This is a genomic window from Pseudomonas fluorescens (genome assembly GCF_001307275.1).
Lineage (GTDB): Bacteria > Pseudomonadota > Gammaproteobacteria > Pseudomonadales > Pseudomonadaceae > Aquipseudomonas > Aquipseudomonas fluorescens_AA.
This window is the reverse complement of record NZ_CP012831.1, coordinates 19,656-38,928: the sequence shown is the minus strand read 5'-3', so window position 1 is coordinate 38,928 and position 19,273 is coordinate 19,656. Positions and strand designations below refer to the sequence as shown.

22 protein-coding genes and 1 pseudogene are annotated in these 19,273 nt (G+C 56.1%); 3 read left to right on the top strand and 20 right to left on the bottom strand.

Going from position 1 to position 19,273, the window contains the following annotated elements; all coding sequences use genetic code 11:
* Positions 1 to 4: 4 nt before the first annotated feature.
* From AO356_RS00210 to AO356_RS30530, 3 genes are read right to left on the bottom strand one after another with little or no spacing between them, the layout of a single operon-like run.
* Positions 5 to 376 (bottom strand): TIGR03745 family integrating conjugative element membrane protein, encoded by a 372-nt coding sequence (locus AO356_RS00210; RefSeq protein WP_060738069.1) that lies wholly within the window; start codon positions 374 to 376, stop codon positions 5 to 7.
* 17 nt (positions 377 to 393) lie between these two features.
* Positions 394 to 633: a TIGR03758 family integrating conjugative element protein gene (locus tag AO356_RS00205; protein WP_060738068.1), complete on the bottom strand. Its 240-nt coding sequence runs from the start codon at positions 631 to 633 to the stop codon at positions 394 to 396.
* Positions 630 to 962, bottom strand: coding sequence for an RAQPRD family integrative conjugative element protein (locus tag AO356_RS30530; RefSeq protein ID WP_081015299.1), 333 nt, complete (start codon positions 960 to 962; stop codon positions 630 to 632). The genes AO356_RS00205 and AO356_RS30530 overlap by 4 nt, the downstream gene beginning before the upstream one ends.
* Positions 963 to 1,098: 136 nt before the next feature.
* Here AO356_RS30530 and AO356_RS00195 point away from each other — a divergent pair, with 136 nt between their 5' ends.
* Positions 1,099 to 2,850 carry a hypothetical protein gene (locus tag AO356_RS00195; RefSeq protein WP_060738067.1) on the top strand — a complete coding sequence of 584 codons (1,752 nt, stop codon included), beginning with the start codon at positions 1,099 to 1,101 and terminating at the stop codon, positions 2,848 to 2,850.
* 50 nt (positions 2,851 to 2,900) lie between these two features.
* Positions 2,901 to 3,983, top strand: a complete 1,083-nt coding sequence (locus AO356_RS00190; protein ID WP_237140837.1) for a DUF3800 domain-containing protein — start codon at positions 2,901 to 2,903, stop codon at positions 3,981 to 3,983.
* A gap of 74 nt (positions 3,984 to 4,057) precedes the next feature.
* On the opposite strand, the gene AO356_RS00185 is transcribed toward AO356_RS00190, so the two are convergent.
* From AO356_RS00185 to AO356_RS00130, 12 genes and pseudogenes are all read right to left on the bottom strand, one after another.
* Positions 4,058 to 4,789 carry a TIGR03747 family integrating conjugative element membrane protein gene (locus tag AO356_RS00185; protein WP_060738065.1) on the bottom strand — a complete coding sequence of 244 codons (732 nt, stop codon included), beginning with the start codon at positions 4,787 to 4,789 and terminating at the stop codon, positions 4,058 to 4,060.
* A gap of 89 nt (positions 4,790 to 4,878) precedes the next feature.
* Positions 4,879 to 6,984, bottom strand: coding sequence for a type IV conjugative transfer system coupling protein TraD (gene traD / locus AO356_RS00180; RefSeq protein WP_060738064.1), 2,106 nt, complete (start codon positions 6,982 to 6,984; stop codon positions 4,879 to 4,881).
* Between the two features lie 9 nt (positions 6,985 to 6,993).
* Positions 6,994 to 7,509, bottom strand: coding sequence for an integrating conjugative element protein (locus AO356_RS00175; RefSeq protein WP_060738063.1), 516 nt, complete (start codon positions 7,507 to 7,509; stop codon positions 6,994 to 6,996).
* Positions 7,506 to 8,054, bottom strand: coding sequence for a hypothetical protein (locus tag AO356_RS00170; protein WP_060738062.1), 549 nt, complete (start codon positions 8,052 to 8,054; stop codon positions 7,506 to 7,508). The genes AO356_RS00175 and AO356_RS00170 overlap by 4 nt, the downstream gene beginning before the upstream one ends.
* Positions 8,036 to 8,755: a TIGR03759 family integrating conjugative element protein gene (locus AO356_RS00165; protein ID WP_060738061.1), complete on the bottom strand. Its 720-nt coding sequence runs from the start codon at positions 8,753 to 8,755 to the stop codon at positions 8,036 to 8,038. The genes AO356_RS00170 and AO356_RS00165 overlap by 19 nt, the downstream gene beginning before the upstream one ends.
* Positions 8,756 to 8,764: 9 nt before the next feature.
* The gene (locus AO356_RS00160) at positions 8,765 to 9,436 is read right to left on the bottom strand and encodes a hypothetical protein (RefSeq protein WP_060738060.1); all 672 of its coding nucleotides are present in this window, start codon (positions 9,434 to 9,436) and stop codon (positions 8,765 to 8,767) included.
* Entirely contained in the window at positions 9,433 to 9,975 is a 543-nt protein-coding gene (locus AO356_RS00155) for a PilL N-terminal domain-containing protein (protein ID WP_060738059.1), read from the bottom strand. The genes AO356_RS00160 and AO356_RS00155 overlap by 4 nt, the downstream gene beginning before the upstream one ends.
* A gap of 89 nt (positions 9,976 to 10,064) precedes the next feature.
* On the bottom strand, positions 10,065 to 10,829 hold the full coding sequence (locus AO356_RS00150; protein ID WP_060738058.1) for a hypothetical protein: 765 nt from the start codon (positions 10,827 to 10,829) through the stop codon (positions 10,065 to 10,067).
* Positions 10,830 to 10,884: 55 nt separating this feature from the next.
* A pseudogene (gene radC, locus AO356_RS00145) lies at positions 10,885 to 11,378 on the bottom strand (RadC family protein).
* A 99-nt stretch (positions 11,379 to 11,477) separates the two neighbouring features.
* Entirely contained in the window at positions 11,478 to 11,735 is a 258-nt protein-coding gene (locus AO356_RS32900; RefSeq protein ID WP_060743037.1) for a hypothetical protein, read from the bottom strand.
* A 70-nt stretch (positions 11,736 to 11,805) separates the two neighbouring features.
* Positions 11,806 to 12,387 (bottom strand): STY4534 family ICE replication protein, encoded by a 582-nt coding sequence (locus AO356_RS00135; RefSeq protein WP_060738057.1) that lies wholly within the window; start codon positions 12,385 to 12,387, stop codon positions 11,806 to 11,808.
* A gap of 899 nt (positions 12,388 to 13,286) precedes the next feature.
* Positions 13,287 to 13,628 carry a helix-turn-helix domain-containing protein gene (locus AO356_RS00130; protein ID WP_060738056.1) on the bottom strand — a complete coding sequence of 114 codons (342 nt, stop codon included), beginning with the start codon at positions 13,626 to 13,628 and terminating at the stop codon, positions 13,287 to 13,289.
* Positions 13,629 to 13,836: 208 nt separating this feature from the next.
* Between AO356_RS00130 and AO356_RS00125 the strand changes: the two genes are divergently transcribed.
* Complete coding sequence (locus AO356_RS00125) at positions 13,837 to 14,094, top strand: hypothetical protein (RefSeq protein WP_060738055.1); 258 nt, start codon at positions 13,837 to 13,839, stop codon at positions 14,092 to 14,094.
* A 43-nt stretch (positions 14,095 to 14,137) separates the two neighbouring features.
* On the opposite strand, the gene AO356_RS00120 is transcribed toward AO356_RS00125, so the two are convergent.
* The 5 genes from AO356_RS00120 to AO356_RS00100 all read right to left on the bottom strand — a co-directional run bounded on the left by AO356_RS00120 (position 14,138) and on the right by AO356_RS00100 (position 19,210).
* On the bottom strand, positions 14,138 to 16,105 hold the full coding sequence (locus AO356_RS00120) for a DNA topoisomerase III (protein WP_060738054.1): 1,968 nt from the start codon (positions 16,103 to 16,105) through the stop codon (positions 14,138 to 14,140).
* Positions 16,106 to 16,257: 152 nt separating this feature from the next.
* Positions 16,258 to 17,268: a hypothetical protein gene (locus AO356_RS00115; RefSeq protein ID WP_146042600.1), complete on the bottom strand. Its 1,011-nt coding sequence runs from the start codon at positions 17,266 to 17,268 to the stop codon at positions 16,258 to 16,260.
* A 207-nt stretch (positions 17,269 to 17,475) separates the two neighbouring features.
* Positions 17,476 to 17,943, bottom strand: coding sequence for a single-stranded DNA-binding protein (locus AO356_RS30525; RefSeq protein WP_081015298.1), 468 nt, complete (start codon positions 17,941 to 17,943; stop codon positions 17,476 to 17,478).
* Entirely contained in the window at positions 17,940 to 18,458 is a 519-nt protein-coding gene (locus tag AO356_RS00105) for a DUF3158 family protein (RefSeq protein WP_060738051.1), read from the bottom strand. The genes AO356_RS30525 and AO356_RS00105 overlap by 4 nt, the downstream gene beginning before the upstream one ends.
* Positions 18,455 to 19,210, bottom strand: coding sequence for a PFL_4669 family integrating conjugative element protein (locus AO356_RS00100; RefSeq protein WP_060738050.1), 756 nt, complete (start codon positions 19,208 to 19,210; stop codon positions 18,455 to 18,457). Before AO356_RS00100 ends, AO356_RS00105 begins: the two co-directional genes overlap by 4 nt.
* Positions 19,211 to 19,273 lie beyond the last annotated feature (63 nt).

The window sequence follows — 19,273 nt, the reverse complement described above, 5'->3', positions numbered from 1 at the left end:
GATCTCAAAGAATCGCGGCGGCTTTGGTCAGGAACCAGATGATGATCACCACCAACAGAGCTCCGATTCCGACCACCGCACCGAGGTCCTTCCAGGTCTTGCGCTGGTTTTGCACGTCGGCATAGACGGTCAGGGAGTGCCAGGCCACGCCGAGAAAAGCGAGCAGAGCGATCAGCAGACCGAGCAGGATGCCGCCGTCGTAGGCGTAGTTTTTGATCGTCTCGATCAACCCGGAGCCTTCGCCGCGCGAAGGTGCTTCCATGGTCGGGAGTTCAGCAAAAGCCAGGCTTGGACCGAGTACCAGCAGCAAGCCGATCAAGCGTTGGCTCGCACGGTCTCGCAGATTGTTTTTGAGGGGGGCAAGGCACTTGAGCATAATGGCGATCTCCTGGATTAGGACAGGGTAAAAAACATCAAAACCAGCAAGGTGAGCAGGACACGGGCAGTACTGCCGCCAAACGCGCCGAAGCGCACACTGCCGGCCGCCCATCCCCGGTAAGCCGTCCAGATCACCCATGCACACCAAAGCAAAGCCAGGACGAGAACCAGTGACAGCCACAGTGTCGAACTGCTCTGTGCCGAGACGCCGGAGGCATTTTGGAACGCTGAGCTCTGCGCGTTAGTCATGCTCATGGCAAAGGCTCCGCAGGCGGAGTGTCAACGCGGTAAGCGCCGATCAGTTCAGTGGGATCGCGGGGTTGAGCGCGAGAGGGGGAAAGGTAGCCCTGCACACCATGACGGATGCGTTGGATGTCCCGAATCAGGCGGGGATAGTCGAAGCGATAGCGCTCGTCGGGTTCAGACCTGTTGGCTGTCTCAGTACGTGTCGCAAGGCGTTCGATAATGTTGAGTTGCTGCTGGACGAGGCTGAGCTGATCCTGCTCATGAGCAGATGCGGCGTAGCTGCTGCCATCGACGATAGCCAGCGAGAGTAGTAAACAGCGAAAGACGGTAGTTGGCATGATGCTGGCCCATGTTGATCTGGGAGAAGAATCAAGTCAGAGGTCGAATTGTTCATTAAGAAACTTGAGGTGTGATCAGTCGCTTTTTCGGGGAGTGGACTGATAGGCTGTTTGCGACACTCAAGGAGAAGGACTGATGTTTGATTACGTGGGAAGATTTCCTATTCCGACCGACCTGCTACCGCAGCGGTTGCGCTCACTGCTAGAGCCAGTGGGAACTGATCCGTTGCAGAGAGTCGAGGTGAGTAGTTTCACGGAAACCGAACGCTCAGAGTCGAACCGCGAGACGGTTCATATGTTGATGGCTGTCGTTCCCGATGACGGTAACGCGATACCCGTTCTACATAGTCAGGGTGTGGTGGCGCACGGAGTTCCGACTCTAAGTGAGAAAGGGAGCGTGAAAGACTTCACACCGAATATGAGCGGGTATGACTACATCGTTGCCTCCTGGGGCAGCAGCTTGTTCTTCACATACACCTTGGCCGAGAAGGTATGGATGGCGTTGGGTTTAACGCCACGATGCATTGGCAATGAGCATCAGCGTTTGGTTTACGACGATTTGAGCCTTCCAGAGTTCGGAGTCGCTGAAGGTGAGGTTTCGCTGCAATACCACTTCAAGCCGTCCCGGGATGTTAATTGGTTCATGTCAAACGAGTACCTGCGCAAGTATCTGTGGTTGAGGGGGGGACGCGGCGTTCGCCATTTCTTCTATCAGGCGACGCTCGCAGACAGCCCACAACTGCGCAAGCTGATGAACGGGGAACGTTTTCATTCTCTTGGCGAGCCGGGGAGCTGGCTTGATGGCGATCTTCGGGAAACAGAGAACGGTTTACTGCTCCAGGTATGGGCGACAGTAGTGGCAGTCTCCTGCAACCTCTGCCCTCAGCAGACAGCTGATGGGCTGACTTGGCCAGGTGTTGCTGGAAAGGTTACGCACGCTATTGCCAATGACATCATGAGGAATGATACGACGGTCTATCTCGACGACAGATTTCTCGAACGCTATGAACAAAACAGCTTGTACGGAAGCACACCTGTAGACGCGCATGGTGGCTGGTATTGCAGTCCATCTTATCTTGGGCAGTGGTCTTTCACTGGGTGCCGGCGAATCGGGCGAAACCTAATCGAGGTGGATTTACGGGATCTGTACAAAGGCGTCCCGGAGCGGGAAATATTGCATGCTCATGTCCACGCCCTGGATCCTGCGATCGTGAAACAGTGCGACCTGACTGAAGAACACATCGTTTCCAAAGTTGATCGGTTCCTCACGCAAATGCTGTCCTTGGGAGAAAACCTTTCTCGGCTTGGGACCGCGCTGGGCATCGAAAAACCGGCTGTTGAACTGCTCGGGTTCTCACGGGAAGAAGTTGCAGCCGATGGCTGGTTACATTATCCGCAGGTTGCAAAACTCGCTCAGTTCGCGCCCTTGGACATGACCCAGCAGGCCTTTCTCGCTCGATGCAAATCCATCCATGAAATTTGGCAGAAGCTGCCCGACGGTTTTCTCAAACAGCTTCTGGAAGCTATGGGTGTCCCGAGAAAGTTGATCGCCACTTTGGGGAAGCTAAAGCTTCTGCAGTGCTTACTGAACATCCTGATCAGGTTCGACGAAAACTGCGAGGCGTCGGACGCACTAAAAAGCAAGGATGAACCAGAAGGCTGGAATGCGAAAAACAGCGACATTGCAATGCTGTTCGTCACCTACGATCTTCGCATTGCCGATGCCCATGACGCCGTGAGCAAGATCGAGAGGTTGCAGGATCAAGACTTCGACACGGCTACATTGCATCAAGGTTATGGTCGTGCGCTCGACTTTGTCCTGGATGGCGTCATCGACGCCTTCACGGCAATCAATAGTCCCCTGGGCCGTATCCTGGCACGCGCATGATGTGGCAGGGCCTGGAGACATTTTACAATGTGGGGAGACCAACCTTGAGCATGACGTTCTACCTCGACGAGAGTGGTCATAGCGGTGACATAGTCAACAGCGGTGACGGCTTCGACTTCAAAGGGCAACCGTACTTCGTACTGGCTGCGGTGGGGGTGAGTGACGAGTCGGCAGTTGTCACTCGAATCGAAGAGCTGCGCGCATTGCACAGGATTTCACCTGGTGAGCTTAAGTCCAAGTCTCTGATGGCCAAGCCCAAATTTGTTTTGGAGGTTATAGACTACCTGGAGTCTATCGGTGCGCCTCTGTTCGTCGAGCTCGTGGATAAACGCTATTTCATCTGCGTGCACATCACGAGTTTTCAGTTGCTACCATCTTGCATGGGGTTCCCCGAAGGCGCACCCATGACCTTCCTTAGGAATACTGTTGCGGACTTTCTGAACGCTGAAGCTCCGGATCAGGTGCTCGACGCATTTGTCCAAGCCTGCCTAGAGCCTTCTGAGGCGCACCTGCTGCAGTCTCTCTCATTGCTTCAGGATCTGGGCGTGCGCCTTCTGGACATCCCAGGGAAGAAAGATATTGCCCGGGGCGTAGTCATGATGGTGGAAGATGCCCGTAACGAGTATCTGGAACTTAAGGAGCAGGATCCTGACGCATTTCTCCAGTTCCTTCCGCCACCTGATCACAACAAGCGCAGCAAGCGTGTTTGGATGCTTCCCAATCTGACCTCGTTTGCCAACATCTACGCGCGCCTGAATCTCTACTTCAGACGGAATCTGCAAGGTGTCCACATCGTTCACGATCAGCAGTTGGAACTCGAGGATATCCTGCATCTGGGGAAAGCGACTGTGGAAGCCCAGAAGGACCAAAACCAGGTTCCATACACTCCACACTCGGACTTTATTTTCGAAGAGATGGCTACTTTCACGTTTGCGCAGTCGCACGAAGGCATTGGCCTGCAGATAGCGGATGTCGTGGCGGGGGCGGTGATGCGCTACTTCAGGGATAGCCAGAGTGCAACGGTAAATCCTGATCTGGCAAAGGCCGTCGAGCGCTTGATCAGCACATCCGATGCTCGAACCGGTTACGGGGTCAATCAGGTCGTGGCCTCGCAAGATGTGCGGTACGCTTAGCTAGGAGGGCTGCGGCCGTCAAGCACGCGTGTCATCATATCGACTGAAATAAAAAATCAGCACTTGTGTTGCACTTAAATATATTTTTTGAACGTCGCTGCGGTGATAGCTGTCGTTACTCCGAGCAACACCGCGCAAGGCAAAAAAACCGCCATGGGATTGAGCGAAAATGGTAGGGATAGGTAAATAATCCAGGGTACGAGCAGCAGTGGTAATACAGCTCGCTTAGCGCGGTGGTAGACGAAGCTGCTTTCTCGCCCCGCGCCAAATTTGCGAAGGTCGCGGCGTATCAATCCATCGACAAAGCCAGTGAACATACTCAGCAAGAACAGCGGCAAGGCTAGGACCAGAATTATCAGCCGCACCACAAAGGTGAAGGTAACGTAGACCGCGGCCAGCACGAAATCTTCGATGCTCACGTAGACCTGATTGGCCCAGCTCCAGAAGCCGTTGCCCTGGCTCGACACCCGCGCCTGCCGGGCAAAATCCCCAAAGCCAGTCTTGACCAACAGCCACTGATTGAGGAAGTCCAGCCACTGGACAATCGTCTGTCCGGGTTGTTGAATGATGAGTGAATATTTGAAGTGCTCGCTGAGCCAACTCAGTTCACTGGTTAGCATGGCCTGACTATGCCGCCATCCCTGATCGCCCCAGAAAAACAGTAGGCCGGCGAACTCGATCAGGATCGAGAACAGCAATGAGGCGAGCAATAAACCGATGATGCGGAGGACCAAGCCGATCGCCGAGATGATCAATCCCGGGCGCTGTATCGGTTGTGGCGGCGTGTTCTGAGTGGAAGTCGCCATTGTCCGCTCCATTGCGCGCTGCAGGATGATATCGGCTCGAGGCCTTCTGGGATCGTTGTATGCTGAATCGAAACCTGTGCGGGGACGTACTACCCTGCCTGATCCAGATCGAAGTTTGTGGTTGGGCCGCCACCACTGGCGCTCCACCATTGGCCCGCTTGTTCGTTGTAAGTGGCCCGCATCCGCTGAGTAAGCTCCTGCAGGTCCTTGGGCATAGCATCTTCGTTGGAGGGCTTAGGCAGCGGCATACAGACCTTCCAGAGCTGCCCGCCAGCCTGGAAGGAGAACATTTGCCCCTTGGGTAAACTGACGATATGAGCGGGCTCGATCAGCGGCACACTGGTGCTGCTGATGCGATCTTGGGAGGACGAAGTGAAGTCGGTGTTGGCCTCAGGATCGGAGGTGTCGGTGGCACCGGATACCAGCGTTTTTGTCAGTACATTCACCGTAGGCAATTGTTTGGTGAGTAACTCCGCGGTGGCGGTTTCGCGCACTCGGAGCATCTGCAGGGTGTTGAAGTTGCCAATCACTTGACCGGCTTTGGCCCGATTGCCAATGCGCGCCTCGATATCGCTAAGGGTTTGGGTATAAGCCGTTACCTGGATACCCGCTCCGCCGCCCTTGTTGATCAGCGGGATGAACTCATCGCCCATCAACTCGTTAAATTCATCAGCGTGCAGGTTGATCGGCAGCTTGCCGCCGGTGCTGCCCGATTGGGGTAGGCCATGGTCAACGCCATGTTTGTAGATTTGGCCTGCGACTGAGACCAAATCGGTGAACATGGAGTTGCCCACAGCAGCGGCGACCTCTGCATCGGTCAGCGCATCCAGACCAACGTAGACGATGCCGCGTTTTCGGATGATCTGCATCCAATCGAAGATTGGCCGCGGGTCATCTAAATCGGTGTAGTTGGGAGCCAGTAGCTGAGCGGTCTTACCGGTGGTAAGTTTCTCCAGCAGCGGTAGCAGCGAGGCAACAATTTTGTCGAAGTAGGTGCGGTCATAACGCACCGCCGAACGTAATCCGTCCATTACCGGATCAAACACCCGTTTTGCCGCCAGGTATTGCTCGATGGCCACCACCCGCTTTTCGCGTCCCACCATGTGCCTGGGAATGTTCTTCTCGGTGAGCTTGCCTTCAAGCTGGACGATCACTTCCCACGCTTTCGGATCGGTTTTGGCGAAAAACTGCTGGGCGTATTCGATGAACAGCGCGTCGATGTTGACCACATGTCGCTGGATTTGCAGGTAGTCCGGACGTCGGCCCAGCTCGATCAGTGCCCGGGCGATGATGTTGACGAAACGCCAGGCGAACTCACGAAAAGCTGCAGAATTGCCTTCACCACTGAGCTGCCCGGCGATGCGTGACGCCACTTCCGAGATGCGTCCGAAACGTCCCACGGCGTTGTAGCGTGCGGAGATCTCCGGCCAGCCTAGATGGAAAACATAGAATTCTTTTTCCCGACCGGCGCGTTTGGCTTCGACGTACATGCGTTTGAGCAGGTCGGCATCGCCCTTAGGATCGAAAACGATGACTACCTCATGTTCGATGCGGTGAATGTCCTGGGCGATGTACACCTCGGCGAGTCGCGTCTTGCCAACACGAGTAGTGCCGAGCACCAAGGTGTGTCCGACCCGTTCACCCAGCGGCAGACCGACTTCAGTTTCATCGGGCTCGACCCCATGTAACAGCGGCGAGCCACCGACCGGTGGTAGCGGGCGCAACGGGTTGAAAGCGCTGTCCCAGGCCGTGACACGCGCCAATGTAGAGAGTGGAAACGGTGCATGTTCCAGTCGACGTTCGAGTCCACGAGCCATGCGGTAACGGGGCGGTTGGTCGATATAATGCGCGACAGTCGGATCCTGCGCCTCGACCAAGCGTTGGGTATGCAGGCGGGTCCAGAGAAAGCCGCGGCCCATGAACAGACGCTTGCGGCTGACCGGGATCTGTCGGCTGGTCAGTTCGTAGCGGGGCAACCGACGGATATTGCGCCTATACCGCAACACCTCCCAGGCTTGCCGCAGCCGGATAAGGCCGAACAGGGTATAGGCCAGCGCCGCTACCCGCCCGATCTCGGGTGACAGCGCCACAGCCCAGGGCGAGTACAGGCACAACACCACAGAGGCGACGCAGATCGCTACGGTGTACAGCTCCACCGCTGGCCGGAGCTTGGACTCCATCGCATGCTCGGCCATGACTTGGGCTCACTGTTCCAGTGAAGTGGCGGTGATCAGGACGGGGTAGTGCTCAATCTGCAAACGGGTGGCAATGTCGTTGCCGTTGACCGGCATGATAGTGATGCCCGGAGCAGCTGCTCGAATCCGGGCCAGGGCTTCAGTATCGGTTACTTCCACGGCGAGGCCAGCCGCACCCATTTCCTGCAGTTCAGCCGCACGTTGACGCAACCAAGCCAACGATTGGGGATCCTCACCCACCAGGAAAAATGGCCGTAAGCCCGGCATGTTCAGGGCGCGAGACGTGATTTGGCCGGGGCTCAAGTGAGAGCTGCGGACGGGCAGTATCCATGCTTCATCGGCAAACGCGGACAGGTCCGCATGCATGGCTCGAGAAGGCTGGATGTTGCTATTTGTTGTCGACCCGGAAACCTGAAATTGGGGCCGGACGAAGCCGCTAGGTTGGTCTCCGGCAACGGTCAGTTCCGGCTGAGCGAAAGGTGCTAAAAACAGGAGGAAATAGTGGGTAAGAGGTATTCGTTTCATGGTGATGTGCCCTGCCTGAAAGAAACCTGCAGACGTTCGAGTTGCCGAGAGAAACCCTCACGGTAACGTGCGGCCGGCATTCCTCCCGCCGGGCGGTGATAGCGTCCCGCAGCTGACACCCAATCGCCGGTAACGGCGTGATGCTCCCGCAATAGCGCGGCGGTCACGGCGAGATTCTGATAGGGGTCAAGGGCTTCGCAGGGACTGGAAAAACGTTGTCCGTGATAACCTAGGTTGGTTTGCCCAAGTCCGACATCCACCCGCTTGGCCTCCTGCCGGGCGAGCGTCTGAAGTAAAGCGTGACAGGCTGCCTGCCGAGTGGCGAAGCGGTAGGGTGTTCCTGCGATATTCAGTGTCCAGGGCCAGGGCAGCAGCCGACCACGGACGTGGATCCCACTCTCCTGCAGAGCAATTGCGAGTAACACCATGGAAGGAATGTCCGCGTTATGCGCTGCCAATTGGTACGCAGGGGGCGGAAGTTCATCAGCCTGGACGGCGAGCACCGTCAGCATGAGTGCAATACCGCTCAATCGAGGCGTTGCCATTGTCCATTCACCTGCTGAAGCGTGGCGGGCAGTGGTCCTGGGGCACCCAGGCTGAACCAGCGACCACGGTCATGGTTCAAGGTAATCTGCCGACGCTGAACGTTGGCTGGATCGATGCCTGCTTGACGAGCCCAGCTACGGACGCGTTCATCCTCGCCCTGGCTGCCCACTAGGTAGATATCGAAAGCCATGTCGCTGCTTTGCAGAAGTTTCGCTTGGGCGTTGCACGCCGCGCAGTTGTCCTCTACAAACAGGGCCTGTCGCGGTGCGACCGATGAGTTGGCAGGGGACGGGGATGCCATACCCTGGATCGGCAGCAGCCCGGGGAACAGCTTGGCCCAGGCCGCGGTGTAAGCGTTTTGGTAGGCCAACTCGCGTTCGGCGCGTTTGGCTTCCAGCGCTACCTGCAACTCCGCATAGCGCTGACGCTCTTGGACGGTCTCCGCCTCGACGCCGAGCGCAGTCAGCGGATCGAGGTTCGGACTCCAGAATCCGCGCGGGCCGGCTTGAATCTTTTCGAAGCGCGTCCACTCTTGCTCCGTCAGACCCCAATTTGTCGCCTGTTCGGAGTCAGAACGTCCCAGGGGCGCGGACTGTGTGTTCTGAGCCCGTGACTGTGTCGGGACGGGATTGGCCATCGCTGCGATTGTGGTCAATAGAGAAACGAGACAGACGACGGCGGGCAGTAGCGCTCTGTTCATGATCGTGTCTCAAGGGAGTTGCACGGTCTGGTCTGGCTGAGCGGCCACAGCGAAGACGGCCGCGTTCGGCTCCAGCACTTTCAACTGCCATGTGCCGAGCTGCTCGCCGTTGTGCAGCAACCGGATATCGTCGAGCGAGCGACTATCAGGAGGTGAGACGGCCAGAAAGCGCTCGCCACCGCGGTACTCGATGCTCAGCACTGAAAATGGCGGCAGGAGCGGGGCAGGCTTGGGCTGAGCGGTTTTTTTCGGCTTGGCCGTGGAAGGCGTCGGTGGTGGGAGTGGTGGCTGGCTCTTGAGGTCCAGGAGTTGCTGCTCGACGTGCTCAAGTCGTGCGCGTAGCGCGATCATGTCGACTTCGGTAGCACGGGCTGCCAGACCATCGCGCAATTCCTGTATCTCCTGCGCCCATTGATCCAACATCGGATCGAGGGTATTGGTCTGTTGCTCACCGGAATCGACCATCTGCTTCAGGTCTTTCAGTGCGTACTGCAGCTTCTCCTGTGCATCCAAGAGGGTGCTTGAATCACGTTGCAGGGTATCCAGGGTCTGTACGCGTTGGGCGTTCGCATTTTCCAGCTCGGTCACGCGTTGATACTGGTTATACAAACCACCACTCAGCCCGGAGACCGCCAGGCAAAGTGAGCCGACAATGAGGGTTTGAAACGTCGAGGCTTTCATGGGCGTGCCTCCGGCTGATGGGGCACGCTGGGTGCGACCCGCACGACGGCAGCATCATTTTTTTGCCGTTCGAAGCAGACCGAACGGCTGACCTCATCGATCGTGAGTTGCCAGGCGGGGCCAGCCAGTACTTGTAGAGCGTTGCTTAATGAAATCGGGCCGAGCCGGTAATGGGCGGCGGGCAGAGGCCGGGTAAACAGTATCTTTACTGGTTCGGCAGCAGGGCAGAGCGAATAGCCTGAGCGCTGCAGCACGTAGTGCATCGCCTCCTGTACCGAGGGATTTAGGTTGGACGGAATGCTCACGTCAATGATTTGAGCCAGAAGATCACGTTGCTCTGTCGTGGGCTCGGTGCTAACCAGCGTATAGCGGCCATAGCGGAGTTCTGCCCGAGGGCTTTCTTCAACTGCGTCCTTCGAGCGCTGGACCCGATTGGAGCCACTGTCGACCTCCGGATGGGTCGGCAATGTATTAGGGATCTGCGCCGTGCAGGCGCTCAACAAACCCAGCAGGCAGACAGGCGTGAAAAAACGCTCCATGGAAAAAACCTCATGTCAGATTCAGTGCAGAACTTGACATGAGGTGAAGGAGCGATTCAGTGAGTAAGTTGATTCAAGACGGGTCGTGTTTAAGTTGAACGCGTTGCTATTTCGTCATAAATGGCTAGCCCATCCAAAACGCTAGCGTCGGGGTCAAAGATCAACAATCGCACATCCGCCAATGCCGCCAGATACAGCACGTTGACCAAGGCCTCCGGCGTACCGGCGTCGAGCTGATCTTGCCTAAGCGACGAGTAAGGAGCGCCCTCGATCTTCACCAAGTTATCGTCGGTCCAGGGCGTGCCGATCAGCTTACACCCGACGCCATTGCAGTCTGGCAGGGCAAAAGGTTCAAACAGCAGTCCGGTTGGCTTGGAGTCGAAATTGCCAACCCGGCTTTCCAAGTAGCGCAGTGCTTCGTCAGTGAGGTGTGTGGTACTGATCTCCCAGGCTCGACTGTAGTGGCCCGTTTCGAAGCTCAAACGATGGATCGTGGCTTGGGCTTCTTCCAGGGAGTACAGGTCACCGACGTGATGTCGCTCGTTGAGCATCTCGCCCGTCACGGCATAGATCACTTGCCGCACCAGCCCGGTTGACTGGAAGCGTTCATCCAATTCATCCGGAATGGGCTGACCCTCGCTGATCAGAGCGAAGTCATCATTGAACACGCAGGGAAACTGTTCTAACGCATCGTCGGGCAGATGGGATTGTGCGTCGTCTACGGAGCGAAAGCAGGGAGGGCAGTCATTTGCGTAGGTGATCTGTAGCAGTCGTTCGATATGCAAGTTGTCGTAGCCGCGAGCAAATGGGTTTGAGGTTTCCAGCAGAGCTGGGAGTTGGGGTGAAGGGTTCATGAATTGGGTTCTCCAGAAGGAAATGAACAAGGCGTCCGAAGACGCCTATTGAGGGTTAAAGCCAGCCATGCTCGGCGAGGGAGAGAGGACGGCCTTCGCCTACGATGAAGTGATCCAATAAGCGCACTTCGATCAAGTCCAAGGCCTCTTTCAACCGTGCGGTCAAGGCGCGATCTGCCAGGCTGGGTTCCGTGCAACCAGAGGGGTGGTTGTGAACGACAATGGCAGCTGCTGCGTTATGTGCTAGGGAGCGCTTGACGACTTGGCGGGGGTAAACACTGGCGCCATCGATGCTGCCGTGAAGAGGATTTCGAATGCCAGGGCGCGATGGCGGGCATCGAGAAAAATCACACCGAAGACTTCATGCTCTTGTTGCGCAAGATGAAGTTTCAGATATGAGGCCACGGCGTCAGGTGATGTCAGGTTGGGGCCGCAGGTGAACAGCCGACGATCCAGAATGTGCAACGCTTCGTCGATCAGCTTGTTTTCCTGGGCGATACGGTCAGCCTCGACAGCTGAGGTTTCAATCAGGGTAAGTTGGGTGCTCATGGGGTACCTCCGAGGGAACAATCCGGGGTACACCCTCGAGGGGAGTGGTGTCCCCCGAGGTGGATATCGAGTCACGGGCATTGCCCGATGACGCGCTGTTTACAGCCGAGTGAATCGGTGGCGTTGTCCGTGCAGGTGTAAGTCACAACCGTCGCAGGGCAATGGGGAGAAGGTTCTTATTCCACAGCCTGTTTCGGGATCGAAGTCGGCACTGATGGGCATTAGCCGAACCAGCCCATGAGGGAGACTGGCGATGCGTTTCTCGATCTCATCCTTCGTGTAGTAGAGCGATAACGTGCTGTAGTCCTCGTAAGCCGCAGCGAACAGGCAGTCGTCGCAAAGCCAGAAGGACTCCATGTTGGTTCCCCTGTGCTGATTGAAGAAAAGGCGCTTGATTGAGCGCCTTGATGTAAACATCGTGGATTGTTCAGGCGGACTGAACAGTACGTGTGGCGACACGGCGGGCCGTGCGGGGAGTGAGTGGAGATTCAGGTTCAATCCTGGATTCTGTTGGGTTGTCGGTATCCTCAGCTTCGGCATCAGCCGACGTTGGGGATGGCTCACTGCTTGGCGCTTGCTCAGCAGGTGCTGTTGCCTCCTGCCTGGCAGGCGCTTTGTATTCGAACGTGCCGTTGACCTTGATCCAGTCGATGTACAGCAGACGACCTTTCAGGCTAGCGCCCGGTTGGCCTTGTTTATCGCCTTTCTCATAGAGAAATGGGTCGATCCACAGGTCGCCGATACGGAACGACAGCAAGACCTTTTTCTCGGCTTTGACGGCGTCCATATAGAGACGAATCAAGCGTTCAGCTTCGCCTCCAGCGACTTTGCAGTCGAAGCGAGTGTACTCGACCGCATCTGTGGCACCGTGCAGGGCGGCGATATCGCAGGCCATGAACGGCTGGCCACGGCGGACTTGTACTTCACGAACACGGTTCAGGTAGCCGATACCGATGGTGTGCAGATTGAAGTAAGAGGTCGCTTCTTGGGATTGGTTGGCGTGGGCCATGGTGGTTCTCCTTTCAGGGGAAAGCGGCGACGCACGACCCCTGACGGGGAAGTGAGCCCCGTCAGGGTGGGTAAGGTGAAGGCAAGCGATGACCACACGCCACCGGCAAGCCAATGACAAACAGAACAATGCACCGTGGGAATGGCGGTGCAGCAAAAGAGAATCCGCAGCAGCGGTCTGCGGACTTGGGGTAGTAGGCATTCATCACCGCTGAAGCGGCAATCGTGCGAGCCTCCGAACGCTGATCGCACTTGGGTAAACCACCACAAGCGTGGCGTAGCCTTGAAGGTTCAAGCTACCTGGGCTGGGCTGTCAACGACAGCGAACCACACCCTTTGTATAAGCCTGTCATAGGGGAGCGTCAAGATGCCGCAAGCCGGTTTTTTATGGCCAGAATACAGTGGAAATTACTGGACTGAAGAAAGTGAAGAGTGGGCCTGGCTAGGGGCCAGGCGAGGAATAGAAAAGCCACCTTAGGTGGTCTGACGCAGTCGACAAGCTCCTCGCAAAACTTGATTTAACTGCGCCATGACCCGCCAACCGACCCTTGTCGTGGCCTGGGTCGGAACACGCTGGCACGCATCCGCGCACAAAGGGTGCCCAGTGATTCCCCGGCGGGCTCCGGGACTGAATATGATTGCCGAAGCGGATGACCACTGTTGTCTTGGAGGCAACAGTGGTCATCCGCTACCACGATCAGGCCGAGCACAAAACGGGAATGAAAAATTCCGCAGAAGAGAAGGCTCCGAACTCAAGGAGTTCGACCGAGCTACCCGGAGCGAATCGGTCTTGGGTCGCCGTTGGCGATGATCCTGAGGCACTACAGCAGAGAGGGGAGATGACGTCAAGGCAGAGAGCCTCCCCTCAAAGGCCCGAATATCGAATACCAGCGCATAAGCTCATTTGTTGGCGAGATGAGCAGCCAGTTGTTCGACAGTAGCCAGGATAAAGGCACGGTCGTTTTCTTTCAGTCCACGCAGCAAACCCGCGATCATCTGGCCTTGGTCATTGGGGCGATTGCTCGACTCCGTCAGCAGTTCATCCATCCGGCAGTCGAAAATATCTGCTAACTGCATCAGCTTGACCACGGAGAGCTCCACCACGCCTCGCTCCAGGCGCGAGATGGCTTCACTGCCAATACCCAGGCGTTCAGCCACCTCTTCCTGGGTCAGATTACGCTGGGTTCGGTGCTTAGCGATCATGCGCCCGATTTGGGCTTGGGTCGGATGTTTATGTGCCAAGTGATGAGTTCTCCAGTTCAACCCGAATGGTTGAGCAAAGACCCGTTGACATGAACATCCTTAAAGGTTGTGTATCGACTTGTAAGGTTGCTATATTGGCTGAAATAGCTGTGTAATGCGACGAGGGTTCTGTTCCTCCAGGGTCAGACTCCAAGATGGCCAGTGAGAATGAACGGTCTGATAAGGACAAGCTGAGGATTGGTTGAGCATGGAAGAGGAGAGCAAGGATGTTATGGATCGGATCTGGGAGCGAACACTGGAGCTGTTCATCAAGATTCATGATTGCCCTGAGAATCCCGAGCATTTCGACAGCCTTGTCCATTGGCTCAATGAAGATCCTGCTCACCTGGAAGCGTTCAACGAACTGGGGCAGATATGGATTGCGACAGGTCTCGCCTTGGCCCGTGAAATTGGACAACCACTAAGTGAGTTGGAGAGGGATCAGCCGCCGTTAATGATGCACTGACCCTTACATCGCCCCAACACTCATATTGATCTCCAATGGCGCGTCACGGGCGACGCGTATCTTTTCTGATGGGCACAGTGCCCTTACAGTCCGGATAGTGCGAGCATGACCAGAACGGCCCTGATTTTCCCTTACGCCTGAGCATTGAGGCATCGCAAATGGGGCAGACCGGACCGGCTTCGATAGGCATGGCTAAAGTAAGTGAGCCGCAGCTTGCGACCAACTGCGCTATCCAATTCACTTGCTTGGCGACGAACGCATCCAGGCTCAGACGTCCCGCTTCGATTTCGTCCAGAGCCTGCTCCCAGATCGCGGTCATACCCGGATCAGTGACTGCAACGGGTACCGACTCGATCAGGGTATGGGCCGCCGCCGAGGCTATTAAAGCGCGTTTTTTCTTTAGCAAATAACCACGATCAATCAATCCCTTGATGATGCCGGCTCGTGTGGCTTCGGTACCGATACCGGTGGTGTCCCGAAGTTTCTGTTTCAGGCGTGGGTCGTTGACCAGCTTGGCCACGTTTTTCATGGCCTTGATCAGATCTCCCTCGGTGAGCGATTTGGGAGCTGCGGTGCGCATGGGCTTGAGTTCGACGTGGTCTACGGCGCACTGAGTACCCTGTTGCAAGACCGGTAAAACTTGGGCTTTTTGATGGGATTCATCCTCCTCGGTGTTTTCGTAGAGCAAACCTTTCCAACCCTGAACCAGGATCTGTTTGCCAACGGCGGTCAGTCGTTCTTCACCACACTCCAGTTCTACGTGGGTCCGATCAAACTCATGATGTGGAAGAAACTGCACAAGGTAGTGGCTGCGAATCAGTTCGTAGACTTGGCGTTCTTGTTCGGACATCCGCGCAAGGTTCGCCGGCTCGCTGGTGGGGATAATGGCGTGGTGCGCGGTGACCTTGGCATCGTTCCAAACGCGGGAGTGCAATGATTGATCGAGGCTTCGGAGCCCAGGCCGTAGTGCGGGATCCGTTTTGAGCAGGGCATCGAAAACTGTGGGTACCTCGTTAAACATACTCTCTGGCAAATAGCGGCAATCGCTGCGCGGATAGCTGGTGGCTTTGTGCGTTTCATATAGGGCTTGGGCTATGTTCAGGGTTTCTTGAACGCCAAGCCCCAGCTTGCGTGAACAGACTTCTTGCAGTGTGCTCAGGTCGAAGGGTAGGGGTGGCGCTTCGCGGAAATGCTCAGTCTGCAGCGAGAGTACTGTGGCGGTTTTACTGCTGAAGATCGCTTCGACGGTCTGACTGGCAAGCGCCTGCTCTAGGCAACGGCCGGCCTCGTCACTCCCTGAGCTGGGTGGTAACCACGACGCGATGAATGGTTGTCCCATTGAGGACAGGTGCACATCCACTTCCCAGTAGGGCTCGGAGACGAAGCTGGCAATTGCACGATCTCGATCGACTACCAGACGCAATGTGGGTGTCTGTACGCGTCCAACGGACAATACGCCCTCGTAGCCCGCCCGCCGTCCGAGAAGGGTGAACAAACGACTGAGGTTCATGCCGATCAGCCAGTCAGCCCGGCTGCGGGCGAGGGCTGAGTGGTAGAGTGGAAAAGTCTCCTGACCAGACTTGAGCGAGGACAATGCCTTGCGAATCGACGCCTCATTGAGTGCCGACAACCAGAGGCGTTGAACGGGGCCTCGGTAATTGCAGAGTTCCAGTAGCTCGCGGGCAATCATTTCGCCTTCTCGATCGGCATCGGTGGCGATGACAACGGTGCGAGCTTCGCTGAGCAGACGTTTGATGACGTTGAACTGTGCCGCTGTCTTGGGCTTGACCTCGACCTGCCATTGCTTGGGAATGATCGGTAGGTGGTCCAGTGACCAGGATTTGAGATGCTCGCCATAGGCTTCGGGTGGGGCGGCCTCAAGCAGGTGGCCGACACACCAGGTAACGGTTATTTCGGGGCCGATCAGGCAGCCATCACTGCGCCGGTTGGCTCCGAGAACCTTGGCTATGTCACGACCTTGGGAAGGTTTCTCGCAAAGAAAGAGGCGCATAGAACTGCTCCGGATTGAGTTCGGAGCAGCGTTGTTGGAAACAGCAATGGCGAGATATGGGAAACCGGATTGCTAAGTTACCCATATTAATTTTGACGGGAAGCCAAGAACCGGAAAACTGCCAGGTCTGCAGTCATCAATAAGTACAGATTTTACCAATGGCACCCTTTAAGGTTTTCGCGCAGGATCTCAAGCAATGCGGAGTCGTCGTCAGGCTCTCCTGTGATAAGAAATGCGGCTCCTGGGACCGGAAGCATTTCAAGTTTCGGGTGAGTCTCCCAAGACCAGAACCTTCTGGGTAAAAGACCGGTAGGTCGGGCAATGGCGAGAAACGCCACGTGATCAGCCAATTCAAACCTGTGGTCCAGTTCAGAATAGGATTGCGCAATACCACAGTGTGGGCAGCACGAGACGTGCTCTTTGACTCCTCTTTTTTTGAAGTGAATCAGCTTGATCCTGCACATATCTTGAATGTGCGTGGTCTTGCGATGGATCGTGGAGACGATTTTCGGCATCTGCCGTACTAGATCCTCAGTAAATTCCGGGTCTAGTAAACAGATGTGAATTTTGCAGCTCCAGCACCGCTTTCGATGGATTCTGATGTGGTGAAGGGAGGTATTCACTTCGTGCTCAATGAATCTGAGTTTTCCCGTGAGTGCTCCTTGAATAAATTCAGGGAAGTCGATGTCTTGCTTTTCGATGGATACGAGGTAGGTGCCAGTACTGTCGGGAGACTGACGCTTGCACTCAAATCGAGGAAGTGCTTTGGTTGGCTTGCTGATGTGATGACGATACGCTTTCTTGGAAATGTCGATCCAGATACAGCGAATACCTGCTTCCACGTAGACTCTCTGACGCTCCTCGTAGTCGACATCACGCTGTGTTGATCGTTGTATTTCGACAGCCACCTTGGTCTTGCCATTCGGATGAGTACAAAGAACGTCAGCCCGATAGAATTTGCCGGAAGCTGTTACCCCTGACTGCTCAGGAAGTGCAGACCAACCCGCGGCTGTGGCAGCAAAAAGCGTTTTAATTTTAAGCATGACATGATCATCGCTTTCGCCGCCTGTTTGACTGAGTTTGCGCTCACCTGGCTTGTGGGAAAAGAAACGATGCCCAAGCCGTGAGACCTTGAGCACCGCTCGGCTTTTGGTCTCGGGCATGAAGAGATCCCGGGATTTGTTCAGTGCTTCGGTTTTCCATTCTTCGTCCGTTAGGAATACCGAGACAACGGGTGTCCCATCCAACCTATAGGCAAGCAGTCCCACAGTGCGTATCCATTGCATGATGTCGATGGGGCAATGGTACCTCGTACTGTTGTATCGCGCAGGGGCGCAATTACATACCTAGTTACATCATTTATTGACCAATTACTCTTTACGTTTTCTGGGTTTTGAGGTCGCTGACGAACTCTGATTGTTGGTCCGCTCTGCACTTTGCTCGACCTGTTTTGCAGCCGTCGTCTGTTCACTGGATCGTTCCCGCATGACCACGTTCTGCACGCGATGAGGCAGGATGCCGACTCGACGGGCTTCGATTTTGAAGGTCACCCGGGCGTTATCTTCGGCGTCCTCCCACTCATCGCGCACTGTCCGGCCTTCGACCAACACACGCATACCTTTCTGGTACAGCGTACTCCAGTGTTCAGCCTCGCGGTGCCAGAGCTCAACTGGCGCCCAATAGCCGCCTCGATCTTCATAGCTACCCTCGCGTGGCACGGGGTTGTCAAAGTACACATTCAGCCGTAGCAAACGCCGTGGCTCGTCATTGCCTGAGGAAAATTCCTGGAACTCTGGCGTACTGCCAATGTTGCCTTCGCCGACAAAAAAAGTACTCATCCTGATACCCCCACTGCGGTTGTGAGCTGGCGCAGTAGCCTTTCGGCACTGGCCATTTTGATCGCGCAGGTCGATGCCTGGCGGTAGAGCGAATGCACCACGCTCATCTGCAAGTTCAGTGCAATGCGGTCGCATTCGAAACGGTGCAATCCTTCGCGTATGGCTTGCGGCAAGGTCTTGTTGGAGACCTGGCGTTCCCAGACCACAACCCCCATACGAGTGAAGTCACGGGTGCGCCAACGCAAAAAGGTACTGCCAGCACTGGTGTTCTGCAGTACCAGTCGAATATCCAGTAGTGAGTAAGGAGGTTGTCCGGCCTGCTGCACCACAGTCTCCATCAGGTGACATAACTGCGCCTCGATTTCCCTCGCCATCTGCGCCAGGTGTTCCAGTTCCCCCTTACCCTTAAATGGCTTTAAAAGGCCTTTTAGGGAGGCAGCGTGTTCGAGTTGTCGATAGGCATCCGGTGTCAATGCTTCAAGGGGCAATGGTTGAGCCGGTGTCACGGGACTCATGCTTCTTCCTCCGCCCCACCCTCTGCCGCAGATGGGACTACCACGTCCTCCACCAACGCATCAGCGTCATCCGCTGCCAAAGCTCCACGACGAGTGATCGGTGGCGCGAACTGGGAGCGGCGATGGCCTTCAAGGATGTCCATGGGGGGCAATCCAAACTTCTCCATGGCCGCTAGGGCGCGGGCATTGTTTGCGGCCATATCATCGCGTGTGACACCTGCAAGTCGATAACGCTGCGCCTGGCCGAACAGGCTGCGCAGCAGATGAGCACCGTCGTCTATCCAGGCTTCCATATCTCTGCGACCAATCAAGGCGGTGTGATGAGCAAGCAGGGTGTGGCGCACCAGCGTGTCGTAGTCAGTCAGCAGGTAGACGGCGAGGAACCCCAGTTGGCTGCCGATGTACAAGGGCAAGGTGACGGGGTGGATATTGAGGTTATCGCTCATGTCGATCTGCGTCGGCAGATCCTGTCTGATCCGATCCAATTGTTGGGTCAGTTCCAGCATCCCGGCTTTGGCCTGAGTCAATTTTTCTTCGAGTTGCACGATGGCCCAATCGGCATAGGGGTCGTCCTGGGCCGCAGTGTGTTTCATCAGGTTGGTGACACTGATGTAGCCGGCCATGCCCATGATCGAATGGACGCCTTCACGTGCGGTTCGTCCTTGCCAGATACGGGCGGCGTGGTGGGTGTGCAGTGTCAGGGTGATGCTGCTGCGCAATGAGCCCAGGTTAAGCTGATAGTGATCGGCCACGGTGTTGTCCTCGCATCTGCTTGGACGGGAACGTTGCGACAGATAAAGGTCAAGGACAGCCAA